This window comes from Marinomonas polaris DSM 16579, from assembly GCF_900129155.1.
Lineage (GTDB): Bacteria > Pseudomonadota > Gammaproteobacteria > Pseudomonadales > Marinomonadaceae > Marinomonas > Marinomonas polaris.
The window spans coordinates 150,664-172,049 of record NZ_FQVF01000006.1; the positions used below are offsets into that span (position 1 = coordinate 150,664).

Consider the following 21,386-nt stretch of genomic DNA (forward strand, 5'->3'; position numbering starts at 1 on the left):
ATTCAATACTCTGATGACTCTTCTCTAAAACGTAACACCAATTCGACCAACTTGGCCAAATAAAAACTCACGGACGCGCCAGCGTCACTTCCACGGCCAATTAGACTATCACTTTGAACTACTGACGACATAGAGGTACGACATTCAAACTGAACCAAATATGCCTGGTTCAATTGAAAGCACCAAGAATCAGTACGTGACAACAAATCAGCGAGCTCCGCCAGCACAGGAACAACAATCTGCTTATCTTCTGACTCAGCTAATAGTTTAGCAACATCCAGAGATCCAGATAACGAATACGCTGCATTCACTTCTTTTAGCAGACCATTAAGAGCACTTCTTAACTGAAAAATAGCCGAGCTTTCCAGCCCGACCCTTAGCCACGCTTCATCACTATCTTGGCTCTGCTTAATAAAGCGTCTTGCCGTGTCTAGTTTTTGATTGGTTAAGCTAGCTAAACTGGCACCACTCATTTTTTCTTACCTTCCTCAATCACCCATTTAGAGCCGACATAAAATGCTTTCCAGCCTGTTGGCTTACCTTCCTCTTCCGTCATGACATATTGCTCTTTCGTCTTGCGGCTATATCGAATAATGGCTGGGCGACCTTCAGAATCTTTTTTAGGCGCTTTTGCAAAAAAGTGATATTTAGGATCTATTTGATCCATATATGGAAGCAATTCTTCAACCAATGGGGCACGAGTTTCACGCTTGCGTGGGAATTGACTTGCCGCCAAGAATAAACCCGTTGCGCCGTCACGAAGCACATAGTGATCTTCTACTTTTTGACAAGCGAGATCTGGCATCGGTACTGGATCCATCTTTGGTGGCGCAGCTTCACCACTCTTTAATAACTTACGAGTGTTTTTGCATTCATCATTAGTACAGCCAAAGTATTTACCAAAACGACCGGTTTTAAGCTGCATCTCTGATCCGCACTTATCGCATTCAAGTGTCGGGCCGTCATAGCCTTTAATTTTAAAGACTCCAGTTTCCACTTCGTAACCAGAACAAGCCGGATTATTACCACAAACATGAAGCTTGCGATGCTCATCCATTAAATAACTGTCCATGGCCGATCCACAAATCTTGCAGCGATGCTTATTGATAAGCGCTTTAGATTCACCCTCTTCATCATCTACAGCAATGGCTTCGTCGCCACGGATAAGATTAATAGTCGCTTTACAACGCTCTTTGGGAGGCAAAGCATACCCAGAACAAGACATAAATACGCCTGTGCTGGCAGTACGGATCTGCATCGGGCGAGAACAAGTTGGACATTCAATATCGGTCGGTGTTGGCTCATTCAGCATCATACCGCCATCTGGCGATTCTGCCTTAGCTAACACCGAGCTAAAATCTTTATAAAACGCATTAAGCGTTTTAATCCAATCTTTATTACCTTGTGCAATTTCGTCTAGTTGTTCTTCCATTTGGGCCGTAAAACTGAAATTCATCAAAGAATTAAAGCTATCAACCAAACGTTCAGTAACGATATCACCCATTTTTTCCGCGTAAAAACGACGGTTTTCAACACGTACATACCCACGATCTTGAATCGTAGAAATGATAGATGCGTAAGTTGATGGACGACCGATTCCACGCTTCTCAAGCTCTTTAACCAAACTTGCTTCGCTAAAACGCGCAACAGGTTTAGTAAAATGTTGCTCAGGCAATAATTCTTTAAGAGCCAAATATTCACCCTGACCTACGTCAGGCAAAATATTATCTTCGCCTTTTTTAGCAACCGTCTGCATAGCGCGAGTATAACCATCAAAGCGCAAAATACGCCCTTTAGCTTTAAACTCGTATTCACCACTGGTAACAGTTATGGTCGTTGACGTGTATTCTGCTGGCGTCATTTGACACGCCATGAATTGGCTGCGAATCAAATCATACAAACGATGTGCATCTTTCTCCATGCCTAGCAAGTCATCAACACGTACGGTAACATCAGAAGGTCGAATCGCTTCATGCGCCTCTTGAGCACCTTCTTTACTGCTGTAACGTATCGGATCAGCAGGCAAATAAGCCTCGCCAAAGCTGGAAAGAATATACCCTCTTAATGCCTCAACCGCGTCAACACTCAAATTGGTCGAGTCAGTACGCATGTAAGTGATATAACCGCCTTCATACAAGCGCTGTGCTAGCATCATGGTCTTCTTAACACCATAGCCTAAACGAGTACTTGCCGCCTGCTGTAACGTAGAAGTGATGAACGGCGCAGATGGCTTGCTGCTTGTCGGCTTATCTTCTCGACTACTAACAAGGTATTTCGCATCATTTAAGCGAGCAACATGCTCATCAGATTGCGCCTTGTTAACTGGACGATATTCTTTGTCTTGGTATTTTGCAGCCTCGAATTTAATGACTTCTTTCGATGGCGTCGCAAGCATTGCATCTAATTCCCAGAACTCATCAGGAATGAAAGCACGGATTTCTTTTTCACGTTCAACGATTAAGCGAACTGCAACGGACTGAACTCGCCCAGCAGATAAACCTCTCGCTACTTTCGACCAAAGCAAAGGTGACACCATAAAGCCAACTACTCGGTCCAAGAAACGACGAGCTTGTTGAGCGTTTACACGATCCATGTCTAATTCAGATGGCGTTTCAAACGCAGCTTTAATGGCTTTTTTTGTAATCTCGTTAAATACCACACGCTTATAGCGACTATCATCACCACCAATAGCTTCACGAAGATGCCAAGCAATTGCTTCTCCCTCTCTATCCAAATCGGTTGCGAGATAGATGGTGTCAGCATTTTTTGCCAAACGTTTTAGCTCATCGACAACTTTTTCTTTACCTGGCAGAATTTCATAGTGAGCTTTCCAGTTACTCTCTGGATCAACCCCCATTCTAGAAATCAACTGCTGACGTGATTTGCTACTTTTATACTCAAGTTTTTCTTCCGGACTCATTTTACGCGTCAAAGCAGCCTGCTTTGCACGCTCTTGAGGCGTAGAGGTGGCAGTTGTACCTGAAGGCAGGTCACGTATGTGCCCGACACTAGATTTGACAATAAAGTCGTTGCCCAGGTATTTGTTGATGGTTTTCGCCTTAGCAGGCGATTCCACGATAACCAGTGATTTTCCCATTGAACTGTGTAAGCCTTTTAATAAAGTAGGTCTGCAAATCCACGTTGCACGAAGTTTAATCTCTAGGGGCGCTGATATTAAGCAAACACCTTTTATATGACAAGCGATCCCTGTATTGTTTCACACATTATATCTTGCTGAACTTAGTATTTCTTATTTAACATACTGAATTCGTTGCTTAAGGACAATCATGGCTACCCTCCAAATATTAACAATTGCATTTTTGATCATTATTGTACTTTTATCTGTGGTCATTGGATCAAGAGCACATCAAAAAGAAAAAGAAATCACTCAAAGACGTGTAAAACAATTGCAACTATCAAATCGCGCGGATCGTGTTGAACAACATATCCGCGGTTTAAAAGATATTAATACCGATACCATTGCCACCGATGTGCTTTATGATTTCTATCTAGACACACTTCGAGAGCTTCTGCAATATTCCGATGATCCCGAAAAGATTGAAGTTCGCATTGCAACCGCCGAAGAAGGCAGAAATAACGACCCCGTTCCATTCAATCCAGAACCTGAACCTTTTAGCTTCCAAGAAAAAAGCAACTACAAAGAGCGCCTTACCAAACTTGCCAAAATGTTGCTTTATTTACGCCGAAAAGGACGTATTAGTAATACGCATTATCAAGCCTGCTACGAATATCTGCGCTGGCTTAACTTGTGGATTCAATTAAATCGCCAAATGGTTCAAGCAAATAAAAACTTTGCTGGTGGAGATATGCGCGTAGCACAAACTCTTTATGGGGTAATTTTGTCGCACATTAAATCCGATGCCACAGAGCGCCCAGAAAAAAACACCCTCAAAAACTTCGTAACAGACCGAATGAAACAGATACTGTCACCTAAAATTGAAGCGATGAAAGCCAGTGATAACCCAGAAGAAGTATTGAGTGAACTCCTTCACAACCTAGAAATACCTAAGAATTCTTAATTCAATATTATTAACACCATAATAAGCGTCACTCTTATTTCTAATTAGGGACGCTTTTTACTTCAGCCAATGAAAACACCAGTGTAGCCAACTCATCCAAAACCGACTCATCACCAGCCTCATTCCAATACAATGACACACACTCAGGTGTGATTTTTACCCCTACAAGCAATGCTCCGTATTTTTCTAATACTTTTTGGGCATCAGCAGTCAGTGCAAATAATTCACTAGACCACCACCCACTAAGCAGGGCATTATATTTCCATACTTCATAAGGTAGCAGCCAAATACAATCAGGCAATGAAGTTACAGGCTTCAGCCGATAAAAAGAATAGGCAATCGTTTTTTGCCGATTCATTGATTTATCCCACTTGTCAGGAAGGTCAATTGATGTAAGCTGAACAGTAAGACCAAGTTTTCGAGCATGCATGCGTAAAGCCATGCGTTGACGCTCTTTTTTAGGAGGCATAATCCATAACGCCGACCCCATTAATGATAGTGTAATAAAAATAACAATAAGAGCGGTCATATTTTAATGTCTCTCTAGTTTTAAACTAAAATAAATTAATCGAGCCAAATTTGGAGGTGTTCTATGATGTATAGCAGAATTTTACTCGCTGTTGACCTAACTGATGAAAGTATTAAAGTAGCTAATAAAGCCGTCGCGCTATGCAAAGCAACGGGTGCGGAACTTACCATACTCCATGTTATTGAATCACTCAATTACGCCTATGGTGGTGATGTACCAATCGATATCACAGATATTCAAGCACAATTACAAGAAACTGCTAAAGAGCGCATTGCCATCCTTGAAGCCCAATTGGACGTTCCAGTTCAAGAAAGCTGCATTTCACAAGGCGGCATAGAAAGCGAAATACACCGTATTGCTGAAGAAAAACGAGTCGATCTTATTGTTGTAGGAAGTCATGGTCGTCATGGTCTTGCTCTATTATTAGGATCCACAGCAAATGGCGTTCTTCATGGCGCACCTTGTGACGTATTAGCAGTTAAAGTGGTAAAAGACAAAGACTAGCAACAATTAGTCATATAATAAAAAGGCGATGGATTACATCGCCTTTTTATTATTCTCAATTTACTACTTTAACTTCTGGTCCAAGTCGTCCCTTCTCTGCTATCGAGAAGTTCAATTCCTTGACTAGCCAGTTCATCACGAATTTCATCACTACGAGCAAAGTTTTTGTCTTTGCGAGCTTGAGTTCTTTCGTCGATTAAAGCCTGTATTGCCACCTCATCTAATCCTTCAGACACAGTGCTGTTTTGCAAAAAGTACTCTGGATCTTGATACAACAACCCAAGCAATTCTGCCAAAGAGCGTAACTCCGCAGCCAGCACCAAGGCCTTATCTGCATCTTCTGTTTTTGCTTTATTTAGCTCACGAACTAGCTCAAACAACACAGAAACAGCGACTGCAGTGTTAAAGTCATCTTTCATGGCCTCTTCAAAGCGCTCAGTAAAGACGGTTGGCTCGAATGACTCAGCAACCTGCTGTTGACGTAAAGCAGTGTAAAGGCGCTCTAAAGCAACCTTAGCCTCTAGCAAACTTTGATCTGAGTAATCAATCGCACTGCGATATTGGCTTGAAACCATCAGGTAGCGAACCACCTCAGGATTAAACTTGGCCAATACATCGCGCACGGTGAAAAAATTACCCAAAGACTTGGACATTTTTTCGTTGTTAACACGAACTGCACCACAGTGCATCCAATAGTTCACATAGTCTTTGCCTGTCGCCGCCTCTGATTGAGCAATTTCGTTTTCGTGATGAGGGAACTTAAGATCAGGCCCACCACCATGAATATCAAAATGACTACCAAGACAATTAGTCGACATAGCAGAACATTCAATATGCCAACCAGGACGACCATCACCCCAAGGAGAAGACCAAGACACTTCGCCAGCTTTCGCTTGTTTCCACAAAACGAAATCCGCTGGATGCTCTTTTGCCACCTCAACATCAATACGCGCACCAGCCAACATATCTTCAAGCTTACGGTTATTTAATTTGCCGTAATCTTTGAATTTAGTGGCTCGATAATAAACGTCGCCAGAAGTGCCCTGATAAGCAAAACCTTTATCAATAAGGATTTGCACCATATCGATAATTTCTTGCATAAACTCAGTCGCCTTTGGCTCACGATCTGGCATTTTATTGCCAAGACGCAGTTCATCTTCGCGCTGCGCAGCAATCATGCGCTCAGTCAACGACTGAGTTGATTCGTTATTTTCTTCTGCACGCTTAATAATTTTGTCGTCAACATCAGTAATATTGCGAACGTAATTCAGCTCATAGCCAAGATGACGAATAAAACGCGAAATAATATCAAAGGAGATCATCGCGCGAGCATGACCAATGTGACAGAAGTCGTATACCGTGTTACCACAGACATACATCCCCACTTTGCCCTCTTCAATTGGTTTGAAAATTTCTTTCTTCCCGCTTAGGGTGTTGTAAATCTTCAACATGCGCTTAATTTCCTTTTGCTTCGATTTTCGCCCAAGAGTCACGTAATGTCACAGTACGGTTAAATACCATACCGTCTTCTTTCAGATCGCGACAAAAATACCCTTCACGCTCAAACTGGAAGCCTTGACCTTTGTCAGACGTCAACAAAGATGGCTCAACTTTAGCATTTGTTAATACCGTCAAAGACTCTGGATTAATAAAGTCTAAGAAGTTCTTATCTTCATAATTTGCATCAGGTGCTTCGTTTACGAATAAGCGATCATAAAGATTAACTGTTGCATCTACTGCATGTTTTGCGCTCACCCAATGAATCACACCTTTTGGTTTGTAATCTTCAGGATTCACACCAAGAGTGTTTTCATCATAGCGACAAAGTAGTTCAACCACTTCGCCCGCTTCGTTTTTGATCGCTTCATCACAAGTAATGACGTAACCGCCACGAAGACGAACAGCACCATCCAGTGTCAAACGTTTCCATTTACGAGGTGGCACTTCAGCAAAATCAGCAGCGTCTATGTATAGATCTTTGCTAAACGGCACTTCGCGAGTACCCGCTTCTTCGCTTTTCGGGTGATTACCTACGGTGAAGATTTCTTCTTTGTCTGCTGGATAGTTGGTCAAGGTCACCTTAATTGGATTTAAAACGACCATGACTCGATTTGCGCTCGCATCCAGATCTTCACGAATAGCATGTTCGAGCATGCCAACATCTACAACGCTGTCAGACTTGGTTACACCAATGCGTTCACAGAAGTTGCGGATAGACAGTGACGTATAACCACGACGGCGCAAACCAGAAATCGTTGGCATACGAGGATCATCCCAACCATGAACATGTTTTTCGTCTACCAGTAACTTCAACTTACGCTTACTTGTTACCGTGTAGTTCAAGTTCAAACGCGCGAATTCAATTTGCTGCGGATGAGCCGTATTTAATGTCTCTAGAACCCAATCGTACAATGGACGATGATCTTGAAATTCCAACGTACATACAGAATGCGTAATATTTTCCAGTGCATCGGACAAACAATGAGTAAAGTCGTACATTGGGTAGACACACCATTTGTCACCCGTTTGGTGATGGTGTACATGGCGAACTCGATAAATGATCGGATCACGCATATTGATGTTTGGGCTTGCCATATCAATCTTGGCACGCAAAACAACTTCGCCGTCTTTGTACTTACCGTTTTTCATGTCCATAAAGATGGCCATATTTTCTTCAACGGTACGATCACGGAATGGGCTGTTTTTACCTGGTTCTTTTAAGGTGCCACGGTATTCGCGCATTTGCTCAGCATTAAGCTCACAAGCATAAGCTTTGCCTGCCTGAATAAGCTGCACAGCAAAATCAAATAACTGATCAAAATAGTCTGAAGCAAACTTAGGTTCGCCTTTCCATTCAAAACCAAGCCACTCAACATCGCGTTTAATAGATTCAATGTATTCAACACTTTCCTTCTCTGGGTTAGTGTCATCGAAACGTAGATTACATTGACCATTGTAACGCTGCGCTAAGCCAAAATTAAGGCAAATAGATTTAGCATGGCCAATGTGTAAGTAGCCATTTGGTTCAGGTGGAAAGCGAGTAAGAACCTTACCGCCATGCTTGCCTGATTCGTTATCTTTATCAATGATTTGGGTAATGAAATTACCTGGTTTAGACGTTTCTGACATGTTTGATGTAAGTCCCGATAAGTGTTGGTCTAACAATATTGTTACTTCGACCGACAAGTATATAGTATTTAGGTTTGCATGGGATATTGAGCAGAAAATCTTTTCTGCCTTTTTCTCTTTTTTTATAAAGAAAATCCGTATTTCGCCGCAAAGAAAACCAAAACGCCCACTAAAATAGTCAGCAGCTGTTGCTGACGCCAAATACCCACAACAAAAGCCGCCAACGCACCAAGTAACCAAGGATTAGATGACGAGAAATCCACGTGCTTATTCGGCATCAAAATCATCGGCGTAATGATGGCGGTCAAAACCGCAACTGGAACAAACTTTAACGCTTTTTCGATAAAAGCAGGCATAACAACTTTATCCGCTCGCGCGAACAAAACAAACCGCACACCAAAAGTAACAGCAAACATACCAAGAATTATGAGAGACCCTTGCCATAAAGTCATTTGCTCACCTCTTGCATATTCTCATCTGAGTCCGAGATTGTTTTATTAGTAGAATCCACCACATACCCCATCACCACACCAATTACTGCAGAGACCAACAATCCTAAATTATTTGGCAAACCAGATAATATGATTGAAGATGCACCTGCACTTAATAAACACAACCAAAATGCTTTATATTTTAAATATGGCGTAATGATGCCAATAAAGGTTGCCACCATAGCAAATTCCAGTCCCCATTCGCTCATACTGGGAATTAGCTCTCCAGACAACACACCTAAAATGGTAGTCACATTCCACATTACATAAAACGAGAGAAAAGAACCGAGATATACTTTGTGTCCGTTTTTTTCATCGGCCGCTCCCACTTCATACATTGGTCGAACGGCAGCATAAGTTTCATCAATCAACCCAAAGCCCATAATAATTCGCATTGGCATTGGCAGATGCTTCACAAATCTGACCAAATCCGCGGCGTATAAAAGATGACGAAGATTAACAATAAAGGTGGTCGAAACAATTACCCAAAAAGGTGCGTGTAGTGCAATTAGTCCAAGTGCAACAAATTGCGCTGAGCCCGCAAAAACAAAAGCCGACATAGCTACAGCAAACCAAGGACTCAACCCATAACTCGATGCTAACGAGCCAAAAAGCAAACCAAAAGGAATGCCGCCAATAATCATAGGTATGGAGGCTACAGCGCCTCGACGCATATGTTGCATTGTATTCATGAAGGATCTCGAGGCGTTTTTAATATTAATGATTTTTCCATATAAACATCCGCTCTTGCGTACAAAGAAGGATTAGGAAACGACTTCTCAACAAAACCATTTTTATCATAGAGACGCCTTGCCAATTTTAGGCACGACGCTGTTTCTAGCGACAACACAGAAAAGCCGCCTTGAGTAGCAAAATCAATAGCAGTAGACAGCAAACGTTGAGCAATCCCTTTTCCTTGAGCGTGCTCAGCAACCGACAATTTAAATACTTCACCTCTTTTATTATCCAAAGCACTGTCATTCAGAGGAGCAAAAGCAATGGTTCCAACGACAGAATCTACCGATTTTCTTTTGCGAATCGCCACCCAAACCACACCACCTTTTTCAATAACTTCTTCTTGCGGATTACTCAACACGATTCGATCCTTCTCGGCGATCTGATCTGGAAAATATCGCTCAAGCCAAGCCATATTTAGATCATAAAACGCTTTATCATGCTGACTTTCTAGCGATACAATTTGAATAGGTTCTAAGCGGTCTAGCACTTTATCCGCTAAGCTTCCACCTAAAACCTGCGACTCCAAATAAGACAGGCCGTTCATAAAATTATCACTAGAAAAAGCCGTCATTTTTTCAAGGACAACTTTCATTTCTTGTAAGACAGGCTCCACGCGCTGCATAGCATTTAAGCCAAACTCAGAAAGGTGCAAGGAAGATCTTCGCTGATCTTGCTCATCCACTGTTTTCTCTAACAGCGCTTCTTTGATCATCTTAGTAGTTTGCTTGCTCACCGCAGGGTGACTTAGATGCAAACGGTCAGCAATTTCCATCACAGATAGACTTCCCGTTTTCTGCAACAACCTAAGAATAGGAAAATAGGTTGCCGAAATAGGTATATCGCACTGGGAATAAATTTCTTGCACCTGAATAAACAAATGATCACTTAATCGCTTTAATCGACTACCTAGTGTCAGTACTCCGAACTGTTCCATGAAGTTTCCAACATATAAATTTTTTACAATAGAGTAAGGTCGCCCAAAAATAGGTAACCAGTTACGGATATAAAAATATCGCAAAGTTCCAGCCGTTACAAGCCCTGTTTCCTCTTAGATTTCTAGTTTGTGTGATTGCCTGTCTGCTATACTCCGCGCTTTATCAACCCTCGCCTAGTTACTGTTATTTTTTGCAGTAACAAATAAGGCCTATTTTGAGGAACCAAAAGATGTCTGAAAAAGCCGTCGTTGTGTATTCAGGAGGAATGGATTCTTTTACTGTTCTGAATGCAGCAATTCAAAACGGACTGGATGTTTATGCTTTATCTTTTAACTACGGACAAAAGCACAGCAAAGAGCTAGAAGTTGCCGCACGAGTCTGTCGTGAATTAGGCGTTTCTCATAAAATTGTCGATATCACCGCAATTAATAGTTTAATGGCAAACTCATCGTTAACTGGTGATGCTGAAATTCCAGAAGGCCATTATGAAGACGACAACATGAAGTCTACCGTAGTGCCAAATCGCAACATGGTTTTGCTTTCAATGGCAATTGCTTATGCTGTTTCGTTAGAAGCTGGCAAAGTCTATTACGGTGCTCATTCTGGCGATCATCATATTTACCCGGATTGCCGTCCAGAGTTTGTGGAAGCCATGAACGCGGTATCTAAAATTGCCAACTACCAGTCTGTAGAAATCGTCACTCCGTTTTTACATTCATCAAAGGGCGAAATTTTAAAAACAGGATTGAAAATGGATCTCGACTATGCCAATACATGGACTTGTTACAATGGCCGTGAAAAGTCTTGTGGCAAATGCGGTGCCTGCTACGAACGCCTAGAAGCGTTTGCTGAACAAGGTAAAACAGATCCATTGGATTACGAAGTTTAACCACCGAGTTAAACAAATTACTTATTCTGATTTTAGTGTGTTTGTTTTAGTGATGATTGGTTTTTGTTCCACAAATGTCCAATTTTAGTCATTAAATTATCAACTAAAGTTATAACCCTTACCTCGACTGTTTTCGAGATGTAATAGGTGTAACCAAATGTATTCTATTAAAGAAGCCTTTTATTCATTACAAGGCGAAGGCGCTCATGCTGGTCGCCCTGCTCTATTTTGCCGTTTTACCGGCTGCAATTTGTGGTCTGGTTCAGAAAAAACGCGCGCCACATCTGAATGCCAATTTTGTGATACTGATTTTATCGGCACAAATGGGCAACATGGCGGAAAATTTAAAACCGCCGAACAATTACGCACCCATATAGATGTGCTTTGGCCTGGCGGTCAAGGACATAAATACGTTGTTTTTACTGGCGGCGAACCCGCTCTTCAGCTAGACGATGAGCTCATCGTTGAAATGAAACAGCATGGATATACCATAGCGATTGAAACGAATGGAACAATGGCATTACCCGATGGGATTGATTGGATATGTGTTAGCCCTAAAACAGCTAAACCTTTGGTTGTAACCAAAGGAGACGAACTCAAGTTGGTTTATCCGCAATCACATATATCGCCAGATTACTTTGAAACACTGGATTTTTCACATTTTTATTTACAGCCCATGGATCAAAGCCACCTAACAACGGATCAAATCCCACTCCTTGATACGCAACAAGCCACTTTACACTATTGTTTATCGCATCCGCGGTGGCGTCTTAGCTTACAAACACATAAAATGCTCAATATCGATTAAGCATTGAATACGATTTACTTATTACCACATTGTTATATTAACCATACAAGGAATCTTAAATGATCATTCTACATACAAACCACGGTGACATTCACGTTGAACTAGATTACGAAAAAGCGCCAAAATCTGCGAAAAACTTTGAAGACTATGTAACCTCAGGTTTTTACGATGGTGTTATTTTCCACCGTGTAATTAATGGCTTCATGGTTCAAGGTGGTGGTTTTGAACCAGGCATGACACAAAAAGAATCACGTACAGCGATTGAAAATGAAGCGGACAATGGCCTAAAAAATGAAATCGGCACATTGGCGATGGCTCGCACCATGGACCCACATTCAGCTTCTGCGCAGTTTTTCATCAACGTTGCAGACAACAGCTTCTTAAATCACCGCAGCAAAACTCCAGATGGTTGGGGTTACGCAGTATTTGGTAAAGTTACTGCAGGTATGGACGTAGTAAACAAAATCAAAGAAGTGAAAACAACAATGAAGTCTGGACACCAAGATGTTCCTGCAGAAGACGTTATCATTGAAAGTGCTGAATTAGTAAAAAGCGAAGGCTAATGATTCGTTATTTTATTTCAGATTTACATCTAAGTGATAAACGCCCGGATCTTATCCGAGCGTTTATACGAATGAGCAAAGAACTTATTTCACGCGATGAAAAGGCCGAACTCTATATTTTAGGTGACTTCTACGAAGCTTGGATCGGTGACGATTATCAGGCAGATTGGAATACTCAAATAGAAAATGCCTTGGCAGACATATCTCAGTCAGGAATCGCTTTGTATTTTTTGCATGGCAACCGAGATTTCTTGATTGGTAGCGATTGGATTAACCGTGTAGGTGCTAAACTCATTCATGAGCAAACCAAATTACCTCTTGAAAGCTGTACGGTACTACTAACACATGGTGACGAATACTGCATAGAAGATACTGAGTATCAAGCGTTCAGAAAAACGGTACGTTCTAGCGCATGGCAAGAACACATTCTCGCTATGCCACTTGAGCAACGTATCTCGCTAGCAGCTCAACTTCGCAATGACAGTAAATCCATGGCGACAGAAAAATCCATGGCAATCATGGATGTCACGCCATCAGCTGTTGAAGACTCTTTGTCTCAACATAACTGCAAAAGCGTGATTCATGGTCACACGCATAGACCAGACGTTCATAAAGGTGATCGCAATTTGCGCTGCGTATTAGGCGATTGGGATACCTTTGTCTGGCTAGCAAGCATTAAGGACGGTATTTATTCTCAATCAAAATCATTGGTAGAGGATTTTAACCAAAATGGGCTTGCTGGACTGCAAGAAGTTCATCGTAAAACTTTACTTATTTGTTAGCACTCTGCATCAAAACTACGCTTCACCTCTGGTTATCACAGGCTGAAGCGTTTTCTCCCCACGAACTATAGTGTGAAATAATCAATAACCCACCTATTACGATACAAAAAAAATCCTATCAGACTTGACCGTGTATCAAAAAATAGAGAATATTCTGCCTTACTATATTCTTTTTCGTGATCCGAAAGAGCGGTCTGGTATCTAATTCGTACGCCCAACTTACCATGTTGAGCACTACCATAAAAATAAATACAAAGGTACAACCTTCATGTCTGATAACTATTCCTCGGCTGGATATTCTGGCTCTACTAAATCGTCACCTACTCGTGTTCAATGGTCAACTCGAATGGCATTCATTCTTGCCGCCGTCGGTTCAGCTGTTGGCTTAGGCAACATATGGAAATTTCCTTACATAACCGGCGAGCATGGTGGTGGTGCATTCGTACTAGTTTATCTAGGCTGTATTCTGATAATTGGCATCCCCGTTATGATGGCTGAAATCGCTTTAGGCCGACGCGGTCGACACAACCCAGCCCAAGGTATTGCTACATTAGTACGAGAAGCGGGTGCGCATCCTTTCTGGAAAATCATCGGGGTCATGGCATTGTTGTGTGGCTTTATGATCCTTATGTTTTACACGGTTGTGGCTGGCTGGGCATTCGCGTACGTCCCGAAAGCAGCTTCCGGAAGCTTTGTCGGAGAAAATGGAGACACGATTGGCTCCATGTTTGGCGGCATGTTGGCGGACCCTATTGCTCTAACCATCTGGATGACTGTTGTTTTGGGCTTAACTATGGGCATTGTTTTACGCGGCCTACATGGTGGACTTGAAAAAGCAATTAATTTATTAATGCCGGGCTTGCTAATTTTGTTACTGATTCTAGTAGGGTACGCAATGACCAGCGGACACTTTATGGAAGGTGTTAGCTTTTTGTTCAAAGCAGATTTTAGCAAAATGACTGGGACAGGGTTCTTAGTCGCGCTCGGTCACGCCTTTTTTACTCTAAGTCTAGCGTCAGGCGCCATTATGACTTACGGCTCATACCTACCTGAAAATGTCTCGATTGGCAAAACTACCATGATAATAGCGATCATGGACACGGTTGTTGCACTGGCTGCAGGTCTCGCCATCTTCCCGCTTGTCTTTGCAAATGGTTTGGAACCGGGTGCTGGACCGGGACTGATCTTCGTAACCCTACCTATTGCCTTTGGTCAAATGCCTTTTGGCAGTACATTTGGCACTTTGTTTTTCTTATTGCTAGCGGTTGCGGCTTTGACATCAGCTATCTCAATGCTTGAGCCAACTATTTCTTGGCTAACCGAAAAATTTAAAATGACACGTTTTAAAGCTTGCATGTTAGCAGGTTCATTGCTTTGGCTTGGTGGCTTAGGTGTCGTGGCCTCTCTCAATATCGGCTCCGAATGGACACTATTCGGGAAAACATTCTTTGACATGCTTGATTATCTAACCTCCAGCTGGCTTATGCCCCTTGGTGGCTTATTGATGGCTATTTTTAGTGGCTGGATATTGAAGAAAACAGTCATGCAAGATGAGCTAGGCTTAAGCTCTGCCATCATGCATCAACTCTGGTTATTTACCATGCGCTACATTACGCCGTTGGCTATTATTATTGTATTCCTGAACGTATTAGGTATTGTTAATTTCTAAGGTTGCCAAAAAAATTAAGCCCAAGACCGAATTGCCAGTTGGTCTTGGGCTTAATTGATTATGCTAGGATGTAAATTTACTGTTTTAAATGATTTGTCTATCATATCTCAGAATACCCCTAGTTTATGTTACCGTGGCTTCTGACTCCCCCTCGATAACAACTCTCTCACCCAAACCGTCTCATCTGCATTTCTAGACCTAGAAAATTCTATGTTACGGTTATGCAGCATAGCCACAGCACGAAAAAAGGCGTTATTTACAATTACTGGACTTAATTGAATACCATACACTTGCCACCAATGTTGTTGCACTTTGCAAGTAAGTAGTTGGTACAAAAAATCTAGCTCCAGAGAGCCTTTATACATCACATCCAAGTCCACCACAGGGTCTACTTTCGCAATTTCCAATGCAAGCCAATACGTGACATCTGGCAGGGTTTCGCTCTTATGTATGCCCATTATATTCTCCAGAAGCTCTGACTGATAATATGAGTGTAGCATCCAGCCTAAAAGTCACCATTAAGATGCGTAAGTAGATTGTGGCATTTTGTAACTTACATCAGGCTTGGTGGCCCACTGTGCATACGGAACTCTTCATCAGGTTCAGTAATAAGCTTTTCTTCTAAATCACGGAAAAAAGCCACGCGATCATCAATTGGTTCGTTTGAATATTCTTTTGCAAGCTCAAGGTAATCTTCAAAGTGTCTTGCTTCTGATTTTAGTAATGAAATATAGAACTTCGACAACTCATCATCTAGATGCGGAGCTAAGGCAGCAAAACGCTCACAAGAACGTGCCTCAACAAAAGCGCCAATAATCATGGTATCAACTAAACGCGCAGGTTCATGGGTTCGAATATGTTTTCGTAGACCATCAGCATAGCGTGAAGCCGACAAATGATCGTAGGCGACGTCACGTTTTCGCATGATTTTATGAACTTGCTCGAAATGCAATAGCTCTTCACGAGCCAAGCGAGACATTTTATGAAGCAAATTATCACGATCAACATAGCGATACATTAGACTCATAGCCGTTGAAGCTGCTTTTTTTTCACAGTGAGCATGATCATTTAATAGCAGAGTTTGATTCTCAAGAGCCCAATTTACCCATGCCTCAGGAGATTTACAGGGAAGAAATTCAACAAGCTCTGGGTACGCTGATAACATTACTCTACCTTTTTATGTTAAAAAACGTGATTATACCCTGTATTAAGCACTTAGGCAGCAACGTCTTGATTTGGATATCAAATTCGTAATGAATGATTTTTATGATCCTACAAAACTAAAAATTGGCCAACATGTTGGCGTCGAGCTAGATCCGTATGTTTTAAATTACCCTATGGATAGCCATAAAACCACTTGGGTTGCAGATCAAGGTGGACGCCCTTTTGTCCTGCGCTTCTTTCAATCCAGCAAAGGCAAGGTTGAAGACTTCTTACAAAACTCTAGGAAATACGCCAGTGTAAAACACCCTGCCATCACTCCAAATTATCCTCCGTTTTATTCTAATTTGTGGGTGTTTTCATGCTCTGCTGTCTGTGGTGGCGAAAACCTCTACAGTTTTTTAGGTAAATACCCTGACGGAGCGCCTCTTAATGTTGTCATTAGTTTATTCGACAACATCGCCAAAGCATTGGATCAAGTTCACCGAAACGGCCTCTTCCATGGCCATTTGGATTTAAATTCGATTCATGTGGTTAATGGCCTAGGCTTAATGACAGGATTTGGTTCTCATAACTGGATGAAGCGAATTGAAAGCAGCGAAATGGATGTACGCTTCTTCCCTCCTGAGTATCTAAAAAAAGACCAACAACGCACACCGGCGTCGGATAGCTTTGCTTTTATGCGACTCTTAATGGCGGCGTTATTGGGAGAATCTATCCTTGATAAAGATTTCACTACAGGTCTTCCAGACACCCACCCTAATTTAAGCGATTCTACATGGGGCCGATTACTAAAATGGAGTCGTGAAAGCGAACGCCATCGTCCAAAATCGTTAACTGAAGTAATTCGAATCATTCGAGCCAATCTTTATAAACCAGAAGTTAGCGATAGTTCAGCAACAAAACGAGCTGTTAAACGCTATATTCGCACTTTATCTCCCATCACTATTGGTGCTGGCGCTTTTGTTGCCACAAGTCTTGTTGCTGCGATTGTCTTATGGCCTGAGACGCCATCGACTGAAAAGGTTGTTATCACACCTAAAGCAGCGCAACCAGAAGTCGTAATAGAAACGTCATTCGAAGCCTTGCCACAAATCCTAGAAGAACCACTTATCTCAGGAGGAACAGCGCCAAGAATTGAAAAAATCCCTCCAGCTACCTTTATAATGGGTGACCAAAGCAGAATGGGTGATGATAATGAAAAGCCAGCTCATGAAGTTGATATTCCAAACGGTTTTTACATCAGTAAATATGAAGTTACTTTTGACCAGTACGACAAATTTGCAAGAGCTACTAGCCGAGAGCTCCCTCCTGATAATGGCTGGGGGCGAGGAAAGCGACCAGTTATAAATGTTAGTTGGTACGACGCAAAAGCCTACACCGCGTGGATTTCTAGCGAAACAAATGCAGAGTACCGCTTGCCTACAGAAATTGAGTGGGAATACTCCGCCAGAGCAGATTCAAATACTGCTTTTTGGTATGGCGACAATGTTAAGCAAGGTTATAGCGTTTGTGATAGCTGTGGAAGTCAATGGGATGGCATATCTACAGCGCCAGTTGGCAGTCAAGCAAGTAATCCACTAGGCTTATTTGATATGCACGGTAACGTCGCAGAATGGGTAGAAGACTGCTATCACGATACTTATGATGGAGCGCCAACTAATAACCAAGTTTGGTTGGCAAATCAGTGCGACAACAGAGTACTTCGAGGTGGGTCTTGGTTTGATATCCCAAGAGTTGGTCGTAGCTCTACTCGTTACAGGGCTCAACCTGATTTAAAAGCCAGTAATTGGGGTTTTAGGGTAGTGAGGATTATTCAGCAATCTGATGACTTACCTAAATCAGAATAATTCCGCTAAATGTCACCTATTCGAAATTGTTATGGCGCACAGTAAGTCTTGAGCACTTTTTTTCTATAAAATAAGCGCATCAAAAAATGATAAGAGTGTCGATTGACTTGATTTTGCTTTTAACCAAGCCAATGTTTTTAACGTTACGATCAGTAAAGTCGAAAATGAAAACTAAGGGGAATCAATATGCTAGAAACATATTGTAGACAGGTCGGAAGACTTGTACTTGGTTTAATTCCTGCATCTACCCCTTGATGCAAAAACGATCTGTATAGAAACCGCTAGTCAAGGGAATGAAGAAATAAGGTTAAACGCACTATTTTCTTTAGAGCAAATATAGTTAACCTAAATTCCATTATTAGCACATAACATTATCGTAAATTATTATTCAGAGGTGCAAATGAGCTTATATTTAGAGTACTTACAAGAAATAGAGAATCGTAAAAGCCAAGGATTGCATCCTAAACCAATTGATGGCGGCGATTTATTATCTGAAATCATCGTTCAAATCAAAGATTCTGAGCATGAACACCGTAAAGAATCTCTAGACTTTTTTATCTACAATACTTTGCCTGGCACAACAAGCGCTGCCGTCGTTAAAGCAGAATTTTTGAAAGAAATCATCTTAGGTGAAAGTAATGTAAAAGAAATTTCGCCTGAGTTTGCTCTAGAATTACTTTCTCACATGAAAGGCGGCCCATCAGTTGAAGTATTAATTGACCTTGCATTGTCTGATGATACAGCTATTGCGGCTCCTGCTGCTGAAGTGTTAAAAACTCAAGTATTCTTATATGAAGCGGATATGGAACGCCTAGAATCAGCTTATAAAGCAGGCAACTCCATTGCTAAAGACATTCTAGAGAGCTATGCCAAAGCAGAGTTCTTCACCAAACTGCCTGACATCAGCGAAAAAATTGAAGTTGTAACTTACATTGCAGCTGAAGGCGATATCTCAACAGATTTACTATCTCCAGGTAACCAAGCTCATTCTCGTTCAGACCGTGAACTGCATGGTAAGTGCATGATCACACCTGAAGCTCAGCAAGAAATCAAAGAATTACAAATCAAACACCCAACGGCGAAAGTTATGCTTATCGCTGAGAAAGGCACAATGGGTGTTGGTTCTTCACGTATGTCTGGTGTAAATAACGTCGCACTTTGGGCTGGTCAACAAGCAAGTCCATACATTCCATTCGTTAACTTTGCTCCAGTTGTTGCTGGCACCAACGGTATCTCCCCTATTTTCATGACAACTGTGGGTGTTACTGGCGGTATTGGTTTAGACCTTAAAAACTGGGTTAAGAAAGTAGATGCCAATGGCAAACCAGTTCTTGATGCCAATGGTGACACGATTCTTGAACAAGCCTACTCAGTAGAAACAGGCACCGTTCTAACAATCAATACCAAAGAAAAGAAACTTTACAACGGTGATAAAGAGTTGGTTGATGTTTCTTCCGCTTTCACTCCTCAACAAGTTGAGTTTATGAAAGCAGGCAGCTCCTACGCTGTTGTTTTTGGTAAAAAATTACAAACATTTGCAGCAGAAACTTTAGGCATCCCAACACCAACTGTTTACGCTCCAGCACAAGAAATCTCAAACGATAATCAAGGCCTAACGGCTGTTGAGAAAATTTTCAACAAAAACGCAGTAGGTGTTAAATCTAAAAAAGCACTTCACGCTGGCTCTGATGTTCGCGTAAAAGTAAACATTGTTGGCTCACAAGATACGACTGGCTTAATGACAGCTCAAGAATTGGAGTCTATGGCTGCCACTGTTATTTCTCCAAGCGTTGATGGTGCTTATCAATCTGGCTGTCACACTGCGTCCGTTTGGGACTCTAAAGCCCAAGCTAACATTCCAAAACTTATGTCTTTCATGAACAAGTTTGGATTGATAACTGGCCGTGACCCTAAAGGCGTTTATCCTCCAATGACAGACGTTATTCATAAAGTATTGAATGACATTACTGTTGATGACACAGCAATTATCATTGGTGGTGACTCTCATACTCGTATGTCTAAAGGCGTTGCTTTTGGTGCCGATTCAGGAACAGTTGCATTGGCTCTTGCTACAGGCGAAGCAACTATGCCAATCCCTGAGTCTGTAAAAGTAACCTTTAAAGGCGAAATGAAGAGCTACATGGATTTCCGTGACGTTGTACACGCTACCCAAGCTCAGATGCTTAAACAGTTTGGCGGCGAAAACGTATTCCAAGGTCGTGTAATCGAAGTGCACATCGGCACTCTTATGGCTGACCAAGCTTTTACCTTCACTGACTGGACTGCTGAGATGAAAGCTAAAGCTTCCATCTGTATTTCTCAAGATAAGACTCTTATCCAGTCCCTTGAGTTAGCTAAAAAACGCATCCAGATCATGATAGACAAAGGCATGGAGAATGAAGCACAAACTCTACATGGCCTTATCAAGCTTGCAGACAAGCGTATTGCTGGTATAACTTCAGGCGAACAACCTGCCCTAGTACCAGACAACAATGCCCATTACTATGCTGATGTCGTTGTTGACCTTGACGAAATTGTTGAACCAATGATTGCCGATCCAGATGTCAACAATGATGACGTGTCTAAACGTTATACTCACGATGTGATTCGCCAAGTTTCTTTCTATAAAGACAAGCCTGTTGATCTAGGTTTTGTTGGCTCTTGCATGGTTCACAAAGGCGATATGCAAATCATCGCCCAAATGTTGCGTAACCTTGAAAAACAAAACGGTAGCGTATCATTCAAAGTTCCATTAGTTGTTGCGCCACCAACGTATAACATCGTTGATGAGTTAAAAGCTGAGGGTGATTGGGATATTCTGAAAAAATATGCTGGCTTCGAATTTGATGATGCTAAGCCAAAAGGCGAAGCACGCACTAAATACGAAAACATCATGTACTTAGAACGCCCTGGTTGTAACCTATGCATGGGTAACCAAGAAAAAGCAGAGCCAGGTGATACGGTTATTGCCACCTCTACTCGATTATTCCAAGGCCGTGTTGTAGCAGACTCTAAAGAGAAGAAAGGTGAGTCTTTGCTTGGTTCTACTCCAGTAGTCGTGCTTTCTACAATATTGGGACGTTTCCCAACATTGGAAGAATACAAAGCGGCTGTGGATGGCATTACTCTAACGGACTTCGCTCCACCGCTAGATGCAATGACAATGGCTCCAGTAGAGTTTATTCCTGTAAACAACATCTAAACTCTACTGTAAGATCATATTGTTAATATAATGCAATGCCAGTGTTAACCTTCAAAAAGCCTTACAGGCAATATGTGGAGGTTACACTGGCATTTT

The 21,386-nt window shown here is 41.8% G+C and carries 19 protein-coding genes; 9 read left to right on the forward strand and 10 right to left on the reverse strand.

Annotation, left to right across the window (positions count from 1 at the left end):
* Window positions 1-2 precede the first annotated feature (2 nt).
* Window positions 3-473, reverse strand: coding sequence for a DUF6586 family protein (locus tag BUA59_RS07735; RefSeq protein ID WP_072839141.1), 471 nt, complete (start codon window positions 471-473; stop codon window positions 3-5).
* The gene (gene topA / locus BUA59_RS07740) at window positions 470-3,097 is read right to left on the reverse strand and encodes a type I DNA topoisomerase (RefSeq protein ID WP_072839142.1); all 2,628 of its coding nucleotides are present in this window, start codon (window positions 3,095-3,097) and stop codon (window positions 470-472) included. The genes BUA59_RS07735 and topA overlap by 4 nt, the downstream gene beginning before the upstream one ends.
* A 190-nt stretch (window positions 3,098-3,287) precedes the next feature.
* Between topA and BUA59_RS07745 the strand changes: the two genes are divergently transcribed.
* Window positions 3,288-4,040 (forward strand): DNA topoisomerase I, encoded by a 753-nt coding sequence (locus BUA59_RS07745; RefSeq protein WP_072839143.1) that lies wholly within the window; start codon window positions 3,288-3,290, stop codon window positions 4,038-4,040.
* A gap of 40 nt (window positions 4,041-4,080) precedes the next feature.
* Here the strand turns inward: BUA59_RS07745 and BUA59_RS07750 are convergent, their stop codons facing one another.
* Window positions 4,081-4,569 (reverse strand): hypothetical protein, encoded by a 489-nt coding sequence (locus tag BUA59_RS07750; protein ID WP_072839144.1) that lies wholly within the window; start codon window positions 4,567-4,569, stop codon window positions 4,081-4,083.
* Between the two features lie 63 nt (window positions 4,570-4,632).
* Here BUA59_RS07750 and BUA59_RS07755 point away from each other — a divergent pair, with 63 nt between their 5' ends.
* Complete coding sequence (locus BUA59_RS07755) at window positions 4,633-5,073, forward strand: universal stress protein (protein ID WP_072839145.1); 441 nt, start codon at window positions 4,633-4,635, stop codon at window positions 5,071-5,073.
* Between the two features lie 68 nt (window positions 5,074-5,141).
* Here the strand turns inward: BUA59_RS07755 and cysS are convergent, their stop codons facing one another.
* From cysS to BUA59_RS07780, 5 genes are all read right to left on the reverse strand, one after another.
* The gene (gene cysS, locus BUA59_RS07760) at window positions 5,142-6,524 is read right to left on the reverse strand and encodes a cysteine--tRNA ligase (protein ID WP_072839146.1); all 1,383 of its coding nucleotides are present in this window, start codon (window positions 6,522-6,524) and stop codon (window positions 5,142-5,144) included.
* 4 nt (window positions 6,525-6,528) lie between these two features.
* Window positions 6,529-8,202, reverse strand: coding sequence for a glutamine--tRNA ligase/YqeY domain fusion protein (locus BUA59_RS07765; RefSeq protein WP_072839147.1), 1,674 nt, complete (start codon window positions 8,200-8,202; stop codon window positions 6,529-6,531).
* A gap of 122 nt (window positions 8,203-8,324) precedes the next feature.
* Window positions 8,325-8,654 carry an AzlD domain-containing protein gene (locus tag BUA59_RS07770; protein WP_072839148.1) on the reverse strand — a complete coding sequence of 110 codons (330 nt, stop codon included), beginning with the start codon at window positions 8,652-8,654 and terminating at the stop codon, window positions 8,325-8,327.
* Window positions 8,651-9,385 carry an AzlC family ABC transporter permease gene (locus tag BUA59_RS07775; RefSeq protein WP_072839149.1) on the reverse strand — a complete coding sequence of 245 codons (735 nt, stop codon included), beginning with the start codon at window positions 9,383-9,385 and terminating at the stop codon, window positions 8,651-8,653. Before BUA59_RS07775 ends, BUA59_RS07770 begins: the two co-directional genes overlap by 4 nt.
* Window positions 9,382-10,365, reverse strand: a complete 984-nt coding sequence (locus BUA59_RS07780; protein WP_072839150.1) for a bifunctional helix-turn-helix transcriptional regulator/GNAT family N-acetyltransferase — start codon at window positions 10,363-10,365, stop codon at window positions 9,382-9,384. Before BUA59_RS07780 ends, BUA59_RS07775 begins: the two co-directional genes overlap by 4 nt.
* A gap of 230 nt (window positions 10,366-10,595) precedes the next feature.
* Between BUA59_RS07780 and queC the strand changes: the two genes are divergently transcribed.
* The 5 genes from queC to BUA59_RS07805 all read left to right on the forward strand — a co-directional run bounded on the left by queC (window position 10,596) and on the right by BUA59_RS07805 (window position 15,077).
* Window positions 10,596-11,255 (forward strand): 7-cyano-7-deazaguanine synthase QueC, encoded by a 660-nt coding sequence (gene queC, locus BUA59_RS07785; protein ID WP_072839151.1) that lies wholly within the window; start codon window positions 10,596-10,598, stop codon window positions 11,253-11,255.
* A gap of 157 nt (window positions 11,256-11,412) precedes the next feature.
* The gene (gene queE, locus BUA59_RS07790; RefSeq protein ID WP_072839152.1) at window positions 11,413-12,063 is read left to right on the forward strand and encodes a 7-carboxy-7-deazaguanine synthase; all 651 of its coding nucleotides are present in this window, start codon (window positions 11,413-11,415) and stop codon (window positions 12,061-12,063) included.
* A 59-nt stretch (window positions 12,064-12,122) separates the two neighbouring features.
* On the forward strand, window positions 12,123-12,626 hold the full coding sequence (locus BUA59_RS07795) for a peptidylprolyl isomerase (protein ID WP_072839153.1): 504 nt from the start codon (window positions 12,123-12,125) through the stop codon (window positions 12,624-12,626).
* The gene (locus tag BUA59_RS07800) at window positions 12,626-13,408 is read left to right on the forward strand and encodes a UDP-2,3-diacylglucosamine diphosphatase (protein ID WP_072839154.1); all 783 of its coding nucleotides are present in this window, start codon (window positions 12,626-12,628) and stop codon (window positions 13,406-13,408) included. The genes BUA59_RS07795 and BUA59_RS07800 overlap by 1 nt, the downstream gene beginning before the upstream one ends.
* Before the next feature lie 268 nt (window positions 13,409-13,676).
* Window positions 13,677-15,077 (forward strand): sodium-dependent transporter, encoded by a 1,401-nt coding sequence (locus BUA59_RS07805; protein WP_072839155.1) that lies wholly within the window; start codon window positions 13,677-13,679, stop codon window positions 15,075-15,077.
* A gap of 128 nt (window positions 15,078-15,205) precedes the next feature.
* On the opposite strand, the gene BUA59_RS07810 is transcribed toward BUA59_RS07805, so the two are convergent.
* Together BUA59_RS07810 and BUA59_RS07815 are read right to left on the reverse strand one after the other, a co-directional pair.
* Window positions 15,206-15,535, reverse strand: a complete 330-nt coding sequence (locus BUA59_RS07810) for a hypothetical protein (RefSeq protein WP_072839156.1) — start codon at window positions 15,533-15,535, stop codon at window positions 15,206-15,208.
* Between the two features lie 95 nt (window positions 15,536-15,630).
* Window positions 15,631-16,242: a MiaE family protein gene (locus BUA59_RS07815; RefSeq protein ID WP_072839157.1), complete on the reverse strand. Its 612-nt coding sequence runs from the start codon at window positions 16,240-16,242 to the stop codon at window positions 15,631-15,633.
* An 88-nt stretch (window positions 16,243-16,330) separates the two neighbouring features.
* Here BUA59_RS07815 and BUA59_RS07820 point away from each other — a divergent pair, with 88 nt between their 5' ends.
* Window positions 16,331-18,088 carry a formylglycine-generating enzyme family protein gene (locus BUA59_RS07820; protein ID WP_072839158.1) on the forward strand — a complete coding sequence of 586 codons (1,758 nt, stop codon included), beginning with the start codon at window positions 16,331-16,333 and terminating at the stop codon, window positions 18,086-18,088.
* Between the two features lie 400 nt (window positions 18,089-18,488).
* Complete coding sequence (locus BUA59_RS07825) at window positions 18,489-21,290, forward strand: bifunctional aconitate hydratase 2/2-methylisocitrate dehydratase (protein ID WP_072839159.1); 2,802 nt, start codon at window positions 18,489-18,491, stop codon at window positions 21,288-21,290.
* The last annotated feature ends 96 nt before the right edge of the window (window positions 21,291-21,386 follow it).